This window comes from Faecalibacterium sp. BIOML-A4, assembly GCF_009679665.1.
In the GTDB taxonomy this organism is placed as follows: domain Bacteria; phylum Bacillota; class Clostridia; order Oscillospirales; family Ruminococcaceae; genus Faecalibacterium; species Faecalibacterium taiwanense.
Window position 1 is genome coordinate 24,368 of sequence record NZ_WKZG01000022.1, and the last position, 15,453, is coordinate 39,820.

The 15,453-nt window shown below is 52.7% G+C and carries 27 protein-coding genes; all 27 read right to left on the minus strand.

Features of this window, described 5'->3' with window-relative positions:
- Positions 1 to 39 precede the first annotated feature (39 nt).
- Positions 40 to 1,017, minus strand: coding sequence for a hypothetical protein (locus GKG34_RS13765; protein ID WP_040649815.1), 978 nt, complete (start codon positions 1,015 to 1,017; stop codon positions 40 to 42).
- An 11-nt stretch (positions 1,018 to 1,028) separates the two neighbouring features.
- Positions 1,029 to 1,439 carry a hypothetical protein gene (locus GKG34_RS13770; RefSeq protein WP_105204592.1) on the minus strand — a complete coding sequence of 137 codons (411 nt, stop codon included), beginning with the start codon at positions 1,437 to 1,439 and terminating at the stop codon, positions 1,029 to 1,031.
- On the minus strand, positions 1,436 to 2,386 hold the full coding sequence (locus GKG34_RS13775) for a hypothetical protein (protein ID WP_006773008.1): 951 nt from the start codon (positions 2,384 to 2,386) through the stop codon (positions 1,436 to 1,438). Before GKG34_RS13775 ends, GKG34_RS13770 begins: the two co-directional genes overlap by 4 nt.
- A gap of 15 nt (positions 2,387 to 2,401) precedes the next feature.
- Positions 2,402 to 2,701, minus strand: a complete 300-nt coding sequence (locus tag GKG34_RS13780; protein WP_006773009.1) for a hypothetical protein — start codon at positions 2,699 to 2,701, stop codon at positions 2,402 to 2,404.
- A 10-nt stretch (positions 2,702 to 2,711) separates the two neighbouring features.
- Positions 2,712 to 2,975 (minus strand): hypothetical protein, encoded by a 264-nt coding sequence (locus GKG34_RS13785; RefSeq protein ID WP_006773010.1) that lies wholly within the window; start codon positions 2,973 to 2,975, stop codon positions 2,712 to 2,714.
- On the minus strand, positions 2,972 to 3,412 hold the full coding sequence (locus tag GKG34_RS13790; protein WP_154256560.1) for an immunity 51 family protein: 441 nt from the start codon (positions 3,410 to 3,412) through the stop codon (positions 2,972 to 2,974). Before GKG34_RS13790 ends, GKG34_RS13785 begins: the two co-directional genes overlap by 4 nt.
- A 10-nt stretch (positions 3,413 to 3,422) precedes the next feature.
- Positions 3,423 to 3,668: a hypothetical protein gene (locus tag GKG34_RS13795; protein WP_173015261.1), complete on the minus strand. Its 246-nt coding sequence runs from the start codon at positions 3,666 to 3,668 to the stop codon at positions 3,423 to 3,425.
- Positions 3,669 to 3,670: 2 nt separating this feature from the next.
- Positions 3,671 to 4,270 carry a hypothetical protein gene (locus tag GKG34_RS13800; protein WP_050005806.1) on the minus strand — a complete coding sequence of 200 codons (600 nt, stop codon included), beginning with the start codon at positions 4,268 to 4,270 and terminating at the stop codon, positions 3,671 to 3,673.
- Between the two features lie 17 nt (positions 4,271 to 4,287).
- Positions 4,288 to 4,524 carry a hypothetical protein gene (locus GKG34_RS13805; RefSeq protein WP_002576922.1) on the minus strand — a complete coding sequence of 79 codons (237 nt, stop codon included), beginning with the start codon at positions 4,522 to 4,524 and terminating at the stop codon, positions 4,288 to 4,290.
- Positions 4,525 to 4,532: 8 nt separating this feature from the next.
- Positions 4,533 to 5,492 (minus strand): NTF2 fold immunity protein, encoded by a 960-nt coding sequence (locus tag GKG34_RS13810; RefSeq protein WP_097838502.1) that lies wholly within the window; start codon positions 5,490 to 5,492, stop codon positions 4,533 to 4,535.
- A gap of 11 nt (positions 5,493 to 5,503) precedes the next feature.
- A complete protein-coding gene (locus GKG34_RS13815; protein WP_154256562.1) occupies positions 5,504 to 6,451 on the minus strand; it encodes a DUF4241 domain-containing protein in 948 nt (315 codons plus the stop codon).
- A 5-nt stretch (positions 6,452 to 6,456) separates the two neighbouring features.
- Positions 6,457 to 6,783 (minus strand): DUF5713 family protein, encoded by a 327-nt coding sequence (locus GKG34_RS13820; RefSeq protein WP_154256564.1) that lies wholly within the window; start codon positions 6,781 to 6,783, stop codon positions 6,457 to 6,459.
- A 16-nt stretch (positions 6,784 to 6,799) separates the two neighbouring features.
- The gene (locus GKG34_RS13825; protein ID WP_154256566.1) at positions 6,800 to 7,345 is read right to left on the minus strand and encodes a hypothetical protein; all 546 of its coding nucleotides are present in this window, start codon (positions 7,343 to 7,345) and stop codon (positions 6,800 to 6,802) included.
- A gap of 35 nt (positions 7,346 to 7,380) precedes the next feature.
- Complete coding sequence (locus tag GKG34_RS13830; protein ID WP_006773014.1) at positions 7,381 to 7,935, minus strand: SUKH-3 domain-containing protein; 555 nt, start codon at positions 7,933 to 7,935, stop codon at positions 7,381 to 7,383.
- A 22-nt stretch (positions 7,936 to 7,957) separates the two neighbouring features.
- Positions 7,958 to 8,560: a hypothetical protein gene (locus tag GKG34_RS13835; RefSeq protein WP_118553539.1), complete on the minus strand. Its 603-nt coding sequence runs from the start codon at positions 8,558 to 8,560 to the stop codon at positions 7,958 to 7,960.
- A gap of 49 nt (positions 8,561 to 8,609) precedes the next feature.
- Complete coding sequence (locus GKG34_RS13840; RefSeq protein ID WP_006773016.1) at positions 8,610 to 9,020, minus strand: hypothetical protein; 411 nt, start codon at positions 9,018 to 9,020, stop codon at positions 8,610 to 8,612.
- A gap of 9 nt (positions 9,021 to 9,029) precedes the next feature.
- Positions 9,030 to 9,869, minus strand: coding sequence for a DUF2262 domain-containing protein (locus GKG34_RS13845; protein WP_154256568.1), 840 nt, complete (start codon positions 9,867 to 9,869; stop codon positions 9,030 to 9,032).
- A 12-nt stretch (positions 9,870 to 9,881) separates the two neighbouring features.
- Positions 9,882 to 10,502, minus strand: a complete 621-nt coding sequence (locus GKG34_RS13850) for a hypothetical protein (RefSeq protein WP_097838497.1) — start codon at positions 10,500 to 10,502, stop codon at positions 9,882 to 9,884.
- An 11-nt stretch (positions 10,503 to 10,513) separates the two neighbouring features.
- Entirely contained in the window at positions 10,514 to 11,593 is a 1,080-nt protein-coding gene (locus GKG34_RS13855) for an ankyrin repeat domain-containing protein (RefSeq protein WP_097791864.1), read from the minus strand.
- Positions 11,529 to 11,942: a hypothetical protein gene (locus tag GKG34_RS13860; RefSeq protein WP_227622993.1), complete on the minus strand. Its 414-nt coding sequence runs from the start codon at positions 11,940 to 11,942 to the stop codon at positions 11,529 to 11,531. The genes GKG34_RS13855 and GKG34_RS13860 overlap by 65 nt, the downstream gene beginning before the upstream one ends.
- A gap of 41 nt (positions 11,943 to 11,983) precedes the next feature.
- Positions 11,984 to 12,526 carry a hypothetical protein gene (locus GKG34_RS13865; protein WP_006773020.1) on the minus strand — a complete coding sequence of 181 codons (543 nt, stop codon included), beginning with the start codon at positions 12,524 to 12,526 and terminating at the stop codon, positions 11,984 to 11,986.
- 13 nt (positions 12,527 to 12,539) lie between these two features.
- Entirely contained in the window at positions 12,540 to 12,773 is a 234-nt protein-coding gene (locus GKG34_RS13870) for an immunity 17 family protein (protein WP_015563522.1), read from the minus strand.
- Positions 12,770 to 13,282: a hypothetical protein gene (locus tag GKG34_RS13875; RefSeq protein WP_242700931.1), complete on the minus strand. Its 513-nt coding sequence runs from the start codon at positions 13,280 to 13,282 to the stop codon at positions 12,770 to 12,772. The genes GKG34_RS13870 and GKG34_RS13875 overlap by 4 nt, the downstream gene beginning before the upstream one ends.
- A 1-nt stretch (position 13,283) precedes the next feature.
- Complete coding sequence (locus GKG34_RS13880; protein ID WP_154256570.1) at positions 13,284 to 13,583, minus strand: hypothetical protein; 300 nt, start codon at positions 13,581 to 13,583, stop codon at positions 13,284 to 13,286.
- A gap of 61 nt (positions 13,584 to 13,644) precedes the next feature.
- A complete protein-coding gene (locus tag GKG34_RS13885; protein WP_154256572.1) occupies positions 13,645 to 14,760 on the minus strand; it encodes a hypothetical protein in 1,116 nt (371 codons plus the stop codon).
- A gap of 15 nt (positions 14,761 to 14,775) precedes the next feature.
- Positions 14,776 to 14,946, minus strand: coding sequence for a hypothetical protein (locus GKG34_RS15715; RefSeq protein ID WP_166434156.1), 171 nt, complete (start codon positions 14,944 to 14,946; stop codon positions 14,776 to 14,778).
- A gap of 107 nt (positions 14,947 to 15,053) precedes the next feature.
- Positions 15,054 to 15,453: SLOG family protein (locus GKG34_RS13890; RefSeq protein WP_243139276.1), on the minus strand; the 400-nt coding region annotated here is incomplete at its 5' end.

The following is a 15,453-nucleotide window of genomic DNA, read 5'->3' on the forward strand; positions in this document are numbered from 1 at the left end:
GGCACCTCTCTTTCTTTATTTTGTATCAAGCTTCTATTGTCAATCATAGTTCTCCAACCGAATGATAGGCCGATAAAAGTCATAATCTCCGTTTAGTTCATTGTCCTCCTGCACTTCTGGCTTACAGTGGGGCGAACAGGGTAGGAAACCGAGAAATGGGCCCAGCCCACCGCAGATATTGCATCCGCCGTCACCGCCGCAGGTGGTAAGCCTATCAGCCTGCACCACTTCCCGCATATAGGGATCGTAGGCGATGGACAGGCCGAAGAAGTTGGGTTCCTCCATGTCATAAGGCCGGTTCTCATCCTCATCCATATCCTCAAACCAGCGCAGACGCATGGAGTAGTCTAACCCATCTCCCCATGGGAACAGGGTCCGACACCCTCCGCCGCACAGGTAGGCCCACTCGTCCGCCGTGGGCAGGGAGAAGCCCCTGTTTTCCAGCATGGCAAGAAGCGCATCGTAGTCTGTGCGGTTATAGATACAGATCTGAAAGCCCTTTTCCGTCCGCTCAATGCGGGCCGACTGATGCAAGGTAAGACTGCTGCTGTCACTCCAGGCAAAATCACGGAATTCCTTCAGCCAGTCAGGGTGGGCAGTCAGCCTGGGATCGTCCATTTTGACTGGCTCCCAGTTAATTTCCTCCAGTTCCCGGCCCACCAGCATGGGGCCAATGGCCGCCTGCCGAACGGGAGCCATGCTTTCCCGAATCATCTCCTCCGGGTTCTGCGGTTCCATTTCCCATTCCCGGAACAGATACTCCAATTCCTCCCGGCTCTCCTGATTCAGTCCCTCGGCAAACTGCTCCCAGCCCAGGGTGACGGTATCGCCGGGGACAAAGACGAACTCCCGACCATCTTTCTTGAAGATGCCGGTGGTGCAGCTCTGGCCCCAGCGGTCAAAAGTATGTAGACCGAGAAAGGTCATATCATAACGGGCAGCCAGGCTTTCCATCAGTGTCTGCTTCTCGGTTGTATCCATTTGATTGAATTGGGGACGAGACAGTTTTTCGTTCATAGTAAGTTCTCCTACAGCCTATCCAGGTTTTCCTGTAAATCGCCCTGCATCAAGTGCTGGGCAATGGCTTGGTTCAGTGGCTTATGGGGGTGATAGGCTGCCTGCTCTACATCGTGGAGGCACTCCGCCATCAATACCTCCGGAGAAATGCCTTCCCGTTTGCCATAAAGATGGCCGAAGGCATAGCACACAGACTTTAGAAAGTCAAAAATGTAGTCGTGATTTCCGCGCATACTGGGCAGATCATTGAATGAGCCCATACCACCGTATGCCCGAAGATGGTGGGCAACCTCCCGCTGCTGGTTCCAGTCCTGAATGTCCCGCTCCAGCCAGCCGATCCAGTTTTGGAACTCTGGATGGTCTGCCAGAAGGATGGAGCGCAGACAGGTCAGAGCCTCGGTATAAATATCAGACTGTTTCATTGGCCATCGCTCCCCCAAATACCTCCATAGAGCACACCATCTTTTCCAAGGAACAACATCCGGCTGCGAAGCAGGCTGCACTGCTCCACAGCGACCTTGTTTCCGTCACAGGTGGGAATAGCCTCCTGTTTTTTCCCAAGGTGATCACCATGAGCGGTAAGGAAGTAGAATTTATCCCGTTGCTGGTATCCGCCTTGAAACAGGAAGGTATTGCCGGACGGGGCAACAGAAAAAGCTCCGCTTCCTTCGATTGGCAGTTCAAATACAAAGTCCTCTTTGAAGTTCGTCCGCACCAGCCGGAATTCATCGTAATAATAAAACCACAGGTTTTCTTCTTCGTCCAGGCTGATGGCGTAGCAGTCATAGATGGAATAGTTCTCATTCTTCCAGAGAGGAGTTCCCTCCGATGTCCATGCAATCAGGCCGCAAGCACCCAGAGGTTCATCCCAACCGTAATTACCAAATACACCTTCGTCAAAGTAGCTGGTAATGATGGTGCCATCTTTTTTTACCACACAGTCTTGAATGCCATCCCCCAGGCAGAAACGGGACAGCACAGCTCCGTCCCGGCTGACGATCCAGGCGTTCTGGTCGGGGCCGTTTTCCCGATAGGCGCATCTTGCCCCCAGCAGGAGGAAGTGATCACCTGCGGGCCGCAAATAATGAAACTGGAACTTCAAGAGGCCAAGAGGAAACAGCGTCGTTTCCAGCACCCGCTGTTCCGCCCAATCCAGCTGGATTTCCACTGCGGTATAGGTGGAAGGAGTGCTGAGCCAGTCCTTACCCTGTGTTTCGGACGGCTGTTCCATGAGAAGATAGACTTTTCCATCCCTTGCCGTGAAAAAGTCTGTCACTTCTGTGCCCTCCAGATGTTTTTCCCGGCGCAGCTGGTCCAGGTCAATGATGGAGAACAACGGCAGATTTTTGGCTTTTATAGGTTTGTTCATAGTGTCTCCTCCTGGCTACTTTAACGCTCCATCATAGGTGTGGCTTTCCCAGGCGGCCTCAAATTCCGCCTGCTCTATGACGCAGGCGTGGAACTCCTCACCCCAGACATGGGCGTTCAATTCCTCCACGGTGGGGATCGGCGTGATCTCGATGGCGCCGTCGTAAAGGTCAGGGATATTGCGGGTGCGGCCATCTGCAAAGATGTCAATGGAGTGGAGGGCCAGCCGCTCATTTTCTGTATCCACTTCATAGAGGATCACCGACGGTTCTCCCTCCGGTGCGTCCTCCCAAAAAAGCTTGATGTACTCCATCATTCCATTTCCCTCATTTGAACCAATGCCACCCCGTCATGGTGCCGGTTACCTCATCTATCTGTATTGCAATATCATAATTGCCGCGACAGCCCAGCAAGGCCGCGAGATGATCGTTTTCCATAATCAAATCATAAAACTCAACCGCTATGTCTTGGAATTCCTTCGGAATTTCCAGTGCAGAGAAGAAATCCACTGATTGAGCATTTTGGAAAAATTCAATGGCCGTTTTACTGCATTTTACTATAATCCCTGTTTGAGTGGTCAAATCTTTCATGCTTTCGCAACCTCGCTCATGTTCAGATACATCCCCATCGTTTTTTCATTGTCACAGGCCGCCCGGATCATTTTGGACAGCAGCATCAAATCGTCGATGTATTGGGAGTACACGCAGAACACATCCTCGTCAGAGTCGAAGTGAAACAGATCCACGCCGCTGTTATTTTCCTCGAACTCCCGGATCACGCCCCGGACCAGCCGTTCCCAGTCTCCGCTGCTGCCGGTCAGTCCCAGCCGGCAGAATTCTTCTGTCCGGAACCCGTCACTGATCTTCAGCAGAAGGGAGATGGCATAGGGGTGGTGGGGAATGAGAAAGAATGGCGCGATCTGCTCCGGCTTTACCCAGATTTTGAAGGGCGGACGCGGATCGGGTATCCAGGGCAAGATTTCCCATTCGTCCTCCGGTCGGTTTCCGTATTGGCAAAGGTCTTTCATAGTGTTCTCCTCATTCGATGTCGTTTCGTTCTTCTTTTACATCCAGTGGAGCGCCGTCCAGAGATGTGATCTGTGACAGTTCTGTTTCCGTCAGATTCTTCAGGAAAATGCAGTATTCATTTGGGTATCCGCCCACAAACTCCATTTTGGGCATCCCGATCTGCTGCGGGTCGGTAATCCACAGGCAGGGTTCTCCCGTTGCCCAAAAGTGAGTCAGCGTAAGAATTTGGCCGTTGTAAATTACTTTCTGTTCCATCCTCATTTCTCCTGCATTTGCCTCAGCAGCTTCACGATCCGCTCCCGGTTCTTTGCGGTTTTCATGAAGGTGGGGAGATGGTCAGCCTGGGTCATTTTCGCTCTTCCCGGCGGCTTTTCCCGCAGGTCGGCGCTGAGATAGCCGATCAAATAGGCAAGATGTTCCCGGTTGAGTGCCCAGACCGACTTACCCTGGAAGGAGGTCAAAAACCATAGTTCCAACCTGAAATAAGGTTCTCGCCCATCCCTGATTTCGCCAATATATGAAAACGCCTCCGCTGTTTTATGAACTTCTCCTGACATGGTTGTTCCACAATAGGGACAGGCCACATGGAGAACGGAAAACTGCTGCTTTGCCTCATCTTCAATATCCACCCGATAGTATCTGCCGCAGTTTTTGCACTGGTTATGGACATCATAGCGGTAGATCGTCCGGTCGCGGGTCTCCTGATGGCCGCAACTCAAACAGCGGAAATAGGCGTTATCCTCATCCGCTGTCACCACACCCGCGCCGTGGCACTTGGGGCATTTCACCTGAATGCCGGAGGTCAGGGCGTTGTATGCACTGTATGTAAAGTAGGGTTTATCGACGATTCGGCTCATGCGCCCACACACTCCTTTCATCCGTCTTTCTCTAAATAAAATCCCCATACGCAGTTGGAGAACTCTCCAGCAGCAAAGCGGTGGATCTGCCCATCAATCTCTACCTGCCAGACCTCGAAGGTATGGTCTTGGTGATAGATGGGGTCTTTGATTTTTACCCGCTTGCCGGTGGTTTGCCAGTCGTAGTCAAAGATGTTCACACCGAACAATTTGCATTGACCGTCCGGGCCAAAGGTTTCATATTCCCAAGCCATGTGATGCCTCACACTTCCGTGCGCTGCCAGCCGTTCAGCCGCTCCTGCACCGCATCAATCTTCCAGCCTTCGCCCACACGCTTCATAAGAAAGCGGCGGTCAAAGCCGGTGTTTTTCTCCCTGGTGTAGATGTAGAGCTTGTTTTTGGTGATCTGCTCTGCGTCAAGGAATTCTTCCCCGTTGTAGGTGCCCTGGGCGCTGTATGAGAGGCCCAGAGGTCGATAGCCCGGACGGGGCTTTTCGCTCACATATTTCTCCCAGATCGTCAGCAGGCGGGGCACTGCCTCAGCACCTTCAAACCCGGCCTGCTCCATGTACTGCTCCCACTGCGTCATCTCGGCAAAGAAAGCGGACAGCACCCTGCGGCATTCCGCCGCCGCCTGCTCATCCAGCTGGACGGGCTTTTTGGCCTTTTCCCGCTGGAGCTGGAAGAAGTGTTCCATCTGCTCCTGGGTGAATTGCACATGGGCCACTGGCTCGATGCGGTTGTTGCCAGCGATGGCCAGCAGGCCCTCATAGGTAACGGCGGTATGGTCGATCTGGATGTGGGAGAGCTTGGGGATGGAGGCCGCCTGGAGCAGACCGGCATCATCCAGCCCGGTACGGTTGAGCGTCAGAAGGTCCAGCTTGCAGCCTTGCAGAGCGGACAGACTGCTGCCGTGGATGGCGGCGTTACCGTCCAGCAGCAGATAACGCAGCTTGGGCATAGCGGAAAAAACGGGGAAACAGGCGTCAGTGAGCGCACCGTCCTCCACGCCGAAGTTGGCCATGCTTTTATGTCCGGCAAAAGGGGCAAGCAGTTCATCCGTCACCGGATAGCTTTTCACATGGAAGCCCACCAGGGTGTAACCGGCCAGCTGCTCCATGATCTCTGTGGTCAGCTCCGGAATATCAAATTTCTTTTCTCCATCTAAAGTTAGGACACCGTTTTCCCAATCCGCTGTTCGTGCCCGTTTTGGTAATTCCATAGCGCGCCTCCTTATTCCTGCTCTTTGTAACTGGCTTCAATGTCGATGAACCGCACATACACGGCGCAGATTTTGCCCTTGGCGTCATACCCGAAGTAGACAGGATAGTAACCATCCCCCCAGCCGGAGGCAAAGATGGGCAGGTTGCAGTCCGTGCCCGGCACTGTCCAGTTGAGCCAGTCGCCGCAGTCCCCCTGATATTTGGGGTAGGCTTTGGCGTTTTCTTCCAGAAGATCGCAGAACAGGTCGTTGTAGGGGTCGATGTCCGGGTCTTCTTCTAAACGCTTGGCCCAGTATGCCTTGAAGGCCGCCTGGGTCTGGATGTCCGCGACACAACCCATCCCGGCGTCTACGCCAAAGCCAAAATACTCGTCCTCTCCCAGTTCCTCGTCCAGATCCTCGTTGCCCACCATGCCCAGCTCATAGCGGACAGGCTTTTCCCGGCTGACCTCCACCTTGACGCAGGCGTAGCGGTCGCCGTATTGTTCGCTGGGTACCACGCAGATTTTCACGGGATAAGTTCCGGCGGGGATCGTTTGAAGGAACGGCAGAGTGTCCTCCAGTTCCACCAGCGGATCACAGGCGAAGATCTGCCCGGTGGGGAAATGGACGGCACCGATGTCCAGTACATCCACCGCCATGTTCCCAATCACTTTCTCTGTGAAATGGGCCTCCAAGTCATCTTTACAGGTCAATTTATCCTTGATTGCTTCGTATTTGTTCAGCCATTCAGTTGTAGGCATATCAGTTTCCTCCTGTTGGTTCTGTTTTTTGATATACGCGCTCTTAGAGCCGTCCCAGTAGCAGTTCACACATCGGCCATTCTGGAAATGATGGTCACAATTCGGGTAGCCATAGAGAACATGGGCACATTCCGGGCACAGCCCCATCATCTGTGAGGAGCCTTTGAAAAACAGGCTTCCGCACTCATCACAAAGGGCCAGTTCTTTTTCTGCCATAGGGCTCACCAGTCCCGTTCCCGGATGGCCTCCTCGGTGTCAATGGGGATGCCAAACCATTCCAGAATGTAGGCCACAGTAACGCCAATGCAATCCCGGGCTACAGTTTCGATCTCGCTGTCGTTCTCGTCAAACTCCTCCTGGAGATCATTGATGCCGCAGACCGCCTCGTCCAGCGTTTCCTGCACCACTTCGGTGTCGGTTTCGCCGCTCTCCAGCAGGTCGATGACCTTCTGAAGCTCGTCTTTTACCTTGTCCACCAGAAAAGTGGGATAGTAATTGTCCTGATACATCTCGTCCAGCAGTTTATAATTGGGGTCAAATGCTTTCATCGTGATTTCTCCTTTCTCATTCAAACATCAAACCGTATGATTCGGTCAGGCTTCCGTCGTCCTCGTGAAATATACACTGATACACAGGCTCACGCTGGGTTGCTTTGCGGAACCGCTCCAGAACCGGAGCCAGCGGCTCACCGGTAGGGATGCCGAGGGCATCAGACACCCGTTGCAAGCTGTCCACATCCATATCTTCCAAGTTACAGTTGCGCTGTCTCTGCCCATACTCCTCCAATGTTTTGGAATCTACATACTGCTTTGCGTCACAACAGTCGTGCCAGCAGATACAGCTCACAATCAGGGAAAAGAGATCGTCCATGCTCTCGGCCAGACGGCCTGCTTCACCTTCGCTGCTATAATATCCAATAGAGCCATCTTCCAACAGGTGGTATTCTCCGCCGGAGCCATCCCTGGCAAACGCCATACCGGGCAGGGAAAAGGTGCATCGGCCTTCTGCGTCATCCCGCGGGGACAACTCATCCAGCAGGAAGAAGTCAAACAGCGAATCAAATTCATCCGCCAAATCAGGGTCATCACGCAATATCTTCAAATAGTCCATAGCTATTTCCTCCAGTTATGATTGCGATTGATCTCTTACAGTTTTCCGTCCAGTGCCTCAACCGTTTTCATGGCAGCGGAATCAAATTTGCACTGCCGCAGTTCCCGTTCGATCAGGGCAAACACATCCGGAAAGCACTCAATCTCATCCTGGTACTCATATTTCGCATACAATTTCCCGTACTCGGAGATCCAGACCTCCGCCGGGTAGTAGTAGCCAATATGACCGATAGGCTGGCATTTTTCACCGGCAGCCTGTTCGATCTCTGCCAGTTCACAGCCGGACATATCCCGGAAATAGGCGTCCTCCAAATGGTTTTTGATCCCATTGACCAGGTAAGGGAATAAAGCAAACTCAAAGTCAGCTGCCCATTTCAGCTTTTTCTGTGCCAAGTACCACTCGCAGCACAGGCCGAAATATTTGCGATAAAACCGCTGGGTGGTCTTCATCATCGGGACGCCATGATCGGCGTAATACTGCTCCGCAATGGAGATGTCCACACTGCGGCCTTCGTACCACCCGGCGTACTCCATCAGCTGCTTAACCTTGCTGCCCAGATCGCCAGAGATAGGGATGCGTTCTTTGATCATGGTAGTATCCTCCTGTTTTTCGTCACCACAGCCGATCGATCTGGGTATATATCTTATTCGGTTCTCTGTCCGTAAAACTGGTCAATGCGTCGGTGGGTTCTGCAAGCGGCATCACATTCAAAATATCCAGTACATAATACCAGACCCCAGTGTCCCAGTCTCGGAACCGCCCATTGCAGACAGCTCGACCATAATCACCAGGAATCAAATCCAGTGCCAGCTCATTGAGAGGCTGTTTCTGCCCGGTCTTATCGTAGGTATATCGCTCCGGTATCGCCCCGATGTGCCAATCATTGCGGTAACGCACATGGATTCCGGGCTCCTGCTGAATCAGTTCGAAAGGGTGAAGCCGTATTGTGCCATTCGGCTTCCATTCCATCAGCCTACGACAGTCCCTATCGATCTGAAATCCATCGGGCCTCTGTATGATAGATGCAAAGTGAGTAGGCAGACCAAAAGGATAATAGGAGAAGAAGTCTTTCGGCAGACGCATGGCTCTGGGATACTGGTTCCGCTGTGCGGCCGCATTTCCGCCCCGGCAGTCTTTATACCATTGCAGGCGGATCTGCTGAACCAGAAGTGTGGGCAGATGCTCCAACTGATGCTTATTCTGTTTCATCGCCATACCTCCTTCCTTGATAGATCCCTCCAATGGTCTTCCATGTTTCAGGCATTTACAACTCTGCTGCAAACTCATAGGAAACCGCAATGATGTTGTAAACATCATCGTATGTAAACAGCCGGTAGTGCCGATAGATGCCTTTGTCAAAGTCCTCCCGCACTGGCAGAGACTTCAGCCAGGTGCTGTCCTCAATTAAATCGAAGGAACTGCCATCCAGATACTCCGTCCCAGCCATATTTTCATAGGTGTCCAATTCACAGGTAAAATAGGCCAGCACCTGCCGGAAGGTGAGTGTATAGGGAAACCAGTCTTTTTCGTCCCTGCACTGGGAGATTAGATGGCCATTGATGTCCCCCGTAAAGGTCAGATTGTTCAGAGCATCCTGTTTCACCTGATCCAGATAGATGCAGTCCCGTCCCTTCAAAACACCTAAGCAGGTATTAACAGCAGTCGCTTTTTCCATAGACAACTCCTATCCCTCAATGTTGGCAGTTTTGAGGCCCTTTTTCAAGGAGCCGTAGATCGTCACCGCATGGTCGGTGAACATCTCGTCGCAGTCAAACCAGGCGGTGAAGCTGCCACCGGAGGTGACGGACAGGCTCGTCAGGCTGATCCGTCGGGCCAATTCTTCCTCTGTGATGGGGTCGGTTTCCGGATTGCGGGGGGTTTCCTCATCCTGGGAGAGCCAGTTGTTGGCCAGCTCGGTCAGGTTCTTGGCCGCAAGCTCTCGCATGGCCTTGTCCCAAGTTTCACAGTCGGCCAGCAACTTCTTGGCGGCGCTACGGGCGCGGGTCCAGGAGGGCTTGCTTTCGGCATTGACCTCCAGAGAAAGGCTCACATCCTTTCCGCACCACTGGATTTCGCCCTCGAAGGTATCATAGTCCTTGTCCAGTGTCAGTTCTCCCAGCACCTGGTCCTGGATCACCACTGGCTTGTGGTACTCGTCCAGAACGGCCTGGAGTTCCGGGCAGTCCTCGTGGGCCTTGACCACCTGGGAGATACACCAGGGCTGCACCACCAGATCCTTTGCCCATTCTTCTTTCATCCGGCGAATCTTCAGGCGGCAGATCTGCTCGTTTTGAAAGCGTCCCCAGCCCTTGTCACTGTGACGCTCCTCGTCGGTGACCGGCCAATCCAGTCGCTCCTCTTTGGTGCTGACCTTGCCGGTGTCACAGGACACTATGCCCAGCGTCACAACGGTCATTTCCCAAAAGTTACCTTTCCAGTTAAATCCGCCCCCAATGCAGCGATTGATCAAAGCGACCACTTCCTGCTCCTCGGACTCGTACATCTCATAAAATTCTTCAAACATAGATCATTCTCCTCATCCCTCTATATGATTGCGGTATTCCTTTTCAAGCTGGGTGTACCACCGTTTCAGCATGGTTTCCAGACTGGTCTTTCCGTTGCGATCTGTAAAAACAAGAAACTTCTGCATCAGTCTGGGGAACAGATATTTGCCCGCTTTTGTCAGATCCTGATTGAGATAGACCATCCGCAGGATACGGCCCTGCCGGTCCAGAGGGTCCTTTTTCAGCAGTTCCTTTTCAAAGCAGAAGCGCAGGAATACCACATTCTCGTCGTAGAAGTCCTCCACCACAGCCGCGCCGATGCTGGTGTAGGTGATGTCGTACACCAAACGGCTCCAATCAAATTTCTCGGCATAGAGAAGTTTCAGCGCCTTCGCCCAATGTTCCTCCGGGATCACCAGCATCCTGTGCTGGGCGGTGCTGGAGTAGCCGTGGTAGACGGGTTCCGGCTGCCCCAGCAGTTCACTCACACTGTCGGCGTAGACGAAGCACAACTCCTCGTCGAACAGACCACCGATAAAGTTACCATTGCAGTACAGCATATAATTCTTGGACTTGGCCGGAGAATAAGAGAGGTTATATTCCTGGGAGTCCAGGCTTTTATGTACCTTGTTCAGAAAGTCTATGGATGTCATGGTCTTGCTCCTTATTCCTCAAACTCACCCTCGATCATCCCGTTCAGATATCGTCCGGGATCTGCGATGAAGTCATCCCATTTGGCCAGAGGGTGGAATTCCTCATGCTCGATGTCCAGATACCACAGTTTTTTGTCCCTGGGGCTCCACAGCAGCAGATAGTCGCTGTAGTTGTCCATCTGCACCATCAGGGAGAGCAGCTTCTTCCGTTTCCAGGTCATCTCCTGCACATCCATGAAGGAGTAGAGCTCCGCCCACTTCACCCATTCCTGATCCGGGAACTCCAGCCGCAGGGGGCCGGTCTTCAAGTATTCCACCAGCTTGGCAGGCAGCTTGTAGGGCATAAGCTGCCGGATCTTTTCCTGCTTGTTGTGCCATTCCTCCGGCTCCAGGGCTTTCAGGTAGTCGGCCATCTCCTGATTCTTGTTCTGCACCGCCACGGTGTAAGGCCGGTCGCCGTATTTGTCAGCAATGGTGATGTCGGCTCCTTGCTCAATGAGCCAGCGCACCATGGGGAGATTCTTATGCCGAGCCGCTTCGGTGACAGCGGTGGGGGCGTTCGGAAACACCATGTCCGGCTTGTGGTAATTGATGTCTGCCCCTTTTTCCAGAAGCAGCCGGGCAAGTTTGGTGTTGCCCTCGGACACAGCGGCCCGGAATGCCTCGCCGCCAAACTTGTCCACTGTGATCCCAGCTTGCTCCAGCACCTGGATATTCTCCGCTCGCTGTCCCCAGCGTACTTCCTGGAAGGCCCGCTCTTTCTGCTTCGAGCTGAGTTTTGCGGCCTGTCCAGCAAAGAGCGCCACCACCTCCGGCCCACAACAGCGGGCGGCGGTGAGCAGCAGGGGCTGTTCCTCTGCCAGACCGGGATCAGCTCCATGCTCCAGCAGGAAGTGGATCATGGGCACATCATTCCGAAAAACCGCGATCTCCAATGGCATCAGCTTGATGTATTCGCTGAGCTGGATGGGAACATCTAAATCCAGACCGCCTTGTAGCAACGCCTCCAACTTGGGAGTGTCATGGTCACAGATGGCAGCAGCCGTTTCCGGAAGGGTCTCCCAGCGGCCAATATATGCAATTTGGTACATAAGGCACCTGCTTTCGTTGTTGTTTCACTTTATAGGGAACGGTTCGGCCCAGCACCCGGCCCTTGCCAACGGCATTGGCTCCCTCATAGATCAAAAATTCCGCATTGTTTTCCAGCGGGGCATAGTCAATGGTATCTGGATATAGGGGTTGGGCATTTCCCAAAGCTGGTGTATCAAATGTACACTCGGTTCCGTCCAGAAAGCATACACCCAAATATTCTGTAGTTCCTGTGACCACAAAATGGGGACAATACTTTCCGCTGACCAGGCTGGGTGGTATTTTTCGTTTGCCGCTCCAGAAGATGACCTCCACATGGAGCACCGCCCGGTTTTCATCTGTCCCGATCACGCTGTCGCCCTCCTTTATCCCGTCATCTGGCTGCGGTATACTCAGGCCAGCTCTGCGTCCAGGATCTGGACTGGTTTTCCTTTCTCGTTCACATAGTAAAGGGCGATATAGTCGATGCCGTCCCGCTTGGCCTGCTCCCACGGCATCCGTTCACCGTTGATCAGTTCCACGGTATCCGCCTCATCCGGTTCAAAGTTCTCTTTTTCGTCCTCATAGTCAATGCTGTACCCCAGCTCCAGCACCAACTTGGAGGCGGGGATCTCATACCGCTTGAGGGGGCGGTGCTCCAGCTCGGATGGATCATGTTCATCGCAGAACATATTGTCGTAGCCATGCCGTCCACCGTCAAAGATGACGAACTCCTCGCCGCTCTCCGGGTCACGGGCTGTCACCAGTCCGGGGGCCTCGTCGCTATCTATGATATAGGATTGGGGTTCTCCTTTCACCGTGAGCAGATCTCCGTAATACCAAACCTCCAGCAGTTCATTGCCGGTGGTGGAACAAAGTATCACGGTGGGCAAACGCTTCTCCGCCCATTCTTTCACATGGCCGATGAGCCAGGTGGGATATTTCTCAGTCATCATAGTCTTTCTCCTCCTATTTCAATTTCAGCACAAATCCCCAGATACTCACCACAATCAGGAGAACACCCAACAGAAAGAACACCACCCGCCGGTATCCTCTGCTGTGGCGGTGGGCATCCCGCGTACCAGTGGGGTCGCAGAGCCAGTTCCAGTTGCGGGTCGCTCCAATTAAAATCACGGCCCCGATGAGCACCGAGGCAATATACCAATGCTCTTGCAAAAATACTGTGATCTGTTCGCTGTTCATTTACATATAACCCCCTTTTCATCATCGGGAGTTTCCCGCCGAATAAATTCCTCCCGTTCTTTCAAATCTATTTCCAAGGCTTTTTCCTCCTCCAGATATTCCTCGCAGTCCCGAACCAGCTTTTGGGCGGCTGGGTCATCCGGGGCCAGGGCCAGCCAGCATTTTGCGTATTCATAGGCGGTGGCTGCGGAGCGGTACGCCATCAGGCAGGAATAGCCCATCCGGGAGTTCCAGTAAGGGTCGTTTTCTCCCTGGGTGCGAACGGACTCCAGCAGTCGGATGGCGTACTGGATGAGATTTCCGTCCACTTCACTGTCGGTTCCGTGCTCTCCATGATCTCCCAGGACCGCCAGATTGCTGTAAGCCCGACTCAGCTTGACGGTCAGCAGATAGCCCCGCTCCTGTTCCAGGATGGCTTCAATGGCCCGGATACACCGGGAATACTCGTCCTTCTTATTCCATTGCTCAAGCTGCTCCAGCAGCTTTGCTTCTTCTGCCTGATTCATCATTTCACCGCCTTTTCCGTGTCATCCTTTGCCTTTCTTTTTTGAAGTGTCCACTGCCTCGCAAGGTGTTGACCACACAGGTGAAGATCTGGCCGCAGTGCTTGCACCTAATCATGTGAGCCATAATTTCGTCCGCCCAGCCATCCTCTGTCTTTACCTTCTCCAGTGGGCAGGTGGATTCCTCTTGCATCAGTTCAAATTCCCCCTCCGACACCAACTGCTGAATGTAAGCAATACAGGCCAGATAGTCCTTTGGGGCGTCAAATTTTCTCCATGTTTGAATGTTTCGGCAGTGCTCGCACATAGTGGACGCCTCCTTACGCAAATACCTGCTGGTATTTCTCTTTTCATACTGTGCGACTTTTTTAGGTCTGCTGGTGCTGCATGGACACGATATGGCAGTCCGGGCAGAATTCCACATAGAGCATGCCCTCCGCACAGTCAAACACCGTATCCCACTGAATCTGGGCCAGATATTTCATAGGTTTCCCGCAGTGGGGGCAGGTCGTATATTCCGCGTCCTGTACCCAGTTGGCAAAGCCACCCACCGTGTTCACATCCTGGCAGGCCGCACCGTAAAACAGGGGCACGGGCGCTTCGCCCAGCACAAAGGGATTTTCCGTGAGGGCCTTGTAGTCCTCGGGACTGACATAGCAATCCGTTTTCTCCGCCCCGTCAAAGAGCTCAGAGGGAAAGACCTCCACGCCGCCATCCAGAGCGAACCGGTTGAAGGCGGGGCCTTTGAGGAATCCCACGCAGCTGGGGCAGCAGGTGGCAGTCAGAATACCATCCAACCCCAGAAATTTCAGACGCTCATCCCGGCCGTCCAGCACCAATATATCCACCATGCGTCCGCCGCAGTGGGGACAGGTATCTTCCCGTTCTCGGCCAATGCAGACGGGAGATTTCTCGCCAGTGGTTCCCTTGACCATAGGATAGCAGGTATCGAAGTTGAGCTGGATTTTCTGGCCCTCCTTGTCGAAGGTCCAGCCTCCGATCTGCGCATAGCTGGATGGGTCTACATAGAGGCCCTTGCGCCAGGGCCGGGGATTTCGCTTCAGCTCCAGCAGAGTCTCCATTGCCTTGTCATCTCCTTGCATAGCAAGGCAACTCATCAGGTTGGAGGCCGCGCTGGAATTTTCCGCGGACAACAGCGCATGAATCAGACCATCTCGCACATCGGCGGGAGCGTGATAATAGATCTCACAGGGCCAAAACACCTCTGCGGCCAGTGCCATCCGCTGAATCTCTGGGGTGATGACATCATGGTAGCCAAGCAGCTGCCAAAAGTCGGCGAACTCTGGGTCCTCCATATCAGCCAGCCTCTGGATGTTCTGTATCAAGTTTCTTTGTTTTTCGACAATTTGTTCCGGCGTCCAGGCCAGAGCAGCTTGCCGTTCTTGCTCGCACTTACATTTCCAACACAATCCCTCATAACCCAATGGGGTTCCACAGCTGGGGCAGGTATATTTCAGACTCATGTTCTCATACTCCTTTCAGACAATAAAAAAGCCCCACGCCGCACTGTCATAAAGACAGGCTGACGCAGGACATGAAGAAGCCGCGTTGAAGGAGCCGCATCCACCAGCGGATGTAGTTTCTTCAACAACCAAAATATTTTTTTCGTATCTTAAAGCAGCAAATTGCTGTCCAATATATTTGTTCATAGCGGCACCATTTGTTCTGAGCGTAGTTTTATATCTTATTATATCACAGCACCCCTTCAATGAAAATATTTTGTTGGAAATGCTAATGAAAAATTTTTGTGAATTTGTTAAGGCGCAGGGGCTGTTATCTCCATAGTGTCTGGATGGATCAGAGTGATTACTTTTCCCTGATGCAAGGCATAGTTGACTGTCTGTGCTGTACCTGAGCGCAGCTTTTTCTGATTATCAAACACACCGATAAGGTACTCTGCATGATCGACCATATAATAATTTCTTTTTTTATAACTGGAAACATCCGCAGAGTGTGAAATAACAATAGAATCGTTTGCGTTTTGGATCAGCTTTTTCAATCTATGTTTACTCTGATCCGGCCATTTAGAGTCATAGCCGATGAAGGGAACTACAACGATAATTTTAATATAAAAGTCAATATGCTTCATCCGGTTCGGTAGGTGCTGCGGTAATATCGCGGTAGAAAGTGGCCCATGCAGCTTCCTCATAGGGGCG

Excerpts from the sequence above, each read along its gene's own strand:
- GKG34_RS13825 (WP_154256566.1), bottom strand. The coding sequence starts at position 7,345 with ATGGACTATTTGAAGATATTGCGTGATGACCCTGATTTGGCGGATGAA.
- GKG34_RS13820 (WP_154256564.1), bottom strand. The coding sequence starts at position 6,783 with ATGAAAGCATTTGACCCCAATTATAAACTGCTGGACGAGATGTATCAG.
- GKG34_RS13805 (WP_002576922.1), bottom strand. The coding sequence starts at position 4,524 with ATGGCTTGGGAATATGAAACCTTTGGCCCGGACGGTCAATGCAAATTG.
- GKG34_RS13830 (WP_006773014.1), bottom strand. The coding sequence starts at position 7,935 with ATGATCAAAGAACGCATCCCTATCTCTGGCGATCTGGGCAGCAAGGTT.
- GKG34_RS13765 (WP_040649815.1), bottom strand. The coding sequence starts at position 1,017 with ATGAACGAAAAACTGTCTCGTCCCCAATTCAATCAAATGGATACAACC.
- GKG34_RS13880 (WP_154256570.1), bottom strand. The coding sequence starts at position 13,583 with ATGTGCGAGCACTGCCGAAACATTCAAACATGGAGAAAATTTGACGCC.
- GKG34_RS13870 (WP_015563522.1), bottom strand. The coding sequence starts at position 12,773 with ATGAACAGCGAACAGATCACAGTATTTTTGCAAGAGCATTGGTATATT.
- GKG34_RS13835 (WP_118553539.1), bottom strand. The coding sequence starts at position 8,560 with ATGGCGATGAAACAGAATAAGCATCAGTTGGAGCATCTGCCCACACTT.
- GKG34_RS13795 (WP_173015261.1), bottom strand. The coding sequence starts at position 3,668 with ATGGAACAGAAAGTAATTTACAACGGCCAAATTCTTACGCTGACTCAC.
- GKG34_RS13875 (WP_242700931.1), bottom strand. The coding sequence starts at position 13,282 with ATGATGAATCAGGCAGAAGAAGCAAAGCTGCTGGAGCAGCTTGAGCAA.
- GKG34_RS13885 (WP_154256572.1), bottom strand. The coding sequence starts at position 14,760 with ATGAGTCTGAAATATACCTGCCCCAGCTGTGGAACCCCATTGGGTTAT.
- GKG34_RS13810 (WP_097838502.1), bottom strand. The coding sequence starts at position 5,492 with ATGGAATTACCAAAACGGGCACGAACAGCGGATTGGGAAAACGGTGTC.
- GKG34_RS13815 (WP_154256562.1), bottom strand. The coding sequence starts at position 6,451 with ATGGCAGAAAAAGAACTGGCCCTTTGTGATGAGTGCGGAAGCCTGTTT.
- GKG34_RS13865 (WP_006773020.1), bottom strand. The coding sequence starts at position 12,526 with ATGATGACTGAGAAATATCCCACCTGGCTCATCGGCCATGTGAAAGAA.
- GKG34_RS13770 (WP_105204592.1), bottom strand. The coding sequence starts at position 1,439 with ATGAAACAGTCTGATATTTATACCGAGGCTCTGACCTGTCTGCGCTCC.
- GKG34_RS13785 (WP_006773010.1), bottom strand. The coding sequence starts at position 2,975 with ATGAAAGATTTGACCACTCAAACAGGGATTATAGTAAAATGCAGTAAA.
- GKG34_RS13780 (WP_006773009.1), bottom strand. The coding sequence starts at position 2,701 with ATGATGGAGTACATCAAGCTTTTTTGGGAGGACGCACCGGAGGGAGAA.
- GKG34_RS15715 (WP_166434156.1), bottom strand. The coding sequence starts at position 14,946 with ATGAACAAATATATTGGACAGCAATTTGCTGCTTTAAGATACGAAAAA.
- GKG34_RS13850 (WP_097838497.1), bottom strand. The coding sequence starts at position 10,502 with ATGACATCCATAGACTTTCTGAACAAGGTACATAAAAGCCTGGACTCC.
- GKG34_RS13775 (WP_006773008.1), bottom strand. The coding sequence starts at position 2,386 with ATGAACAAACCTATAAAAGCCAAAAATCTGCCGTTGTTCTCCATCATT.
- GKG34_RS13840 (WP_006773016.1), bottom strand. The coding sequence starts at position 9,020 with ATGGAAAAAGCGACTGCTGTTAATACCTGCTTAGGTGTTTTGAAGGGA.
- GKG34_RS13800 (WP_050005806.1), bottom strand. The coding sequence starts at position 4,270 with ATGAGCCGAATCGTCGATAAACCCTACTTTACATACAGTGCATACAAC.
- GKG34_RS13845 (WP_154256568.1), bottom strand. The coding sequence starts at position 9,869 with ATGTTTGAAGAATTTTATGAGATGTACGAGTCCGAGGAGCAGGAAGTG.
- GKG34_RS13790 (WP_154256560.1), bottom strand. The coding sequence starts at position 3,412 with ATGAAAGACCTTTGCCAATACGGAAACCGACCGGAGGACGAATGGGAA.
- GKG34_RS13855 (WP_097791864.1), bottom strand. The coding sequence starts at position 11,593 with ATGTACCAAATTGCATATATTGGCCGCTGGGAGACCCTTCCGGAAACG.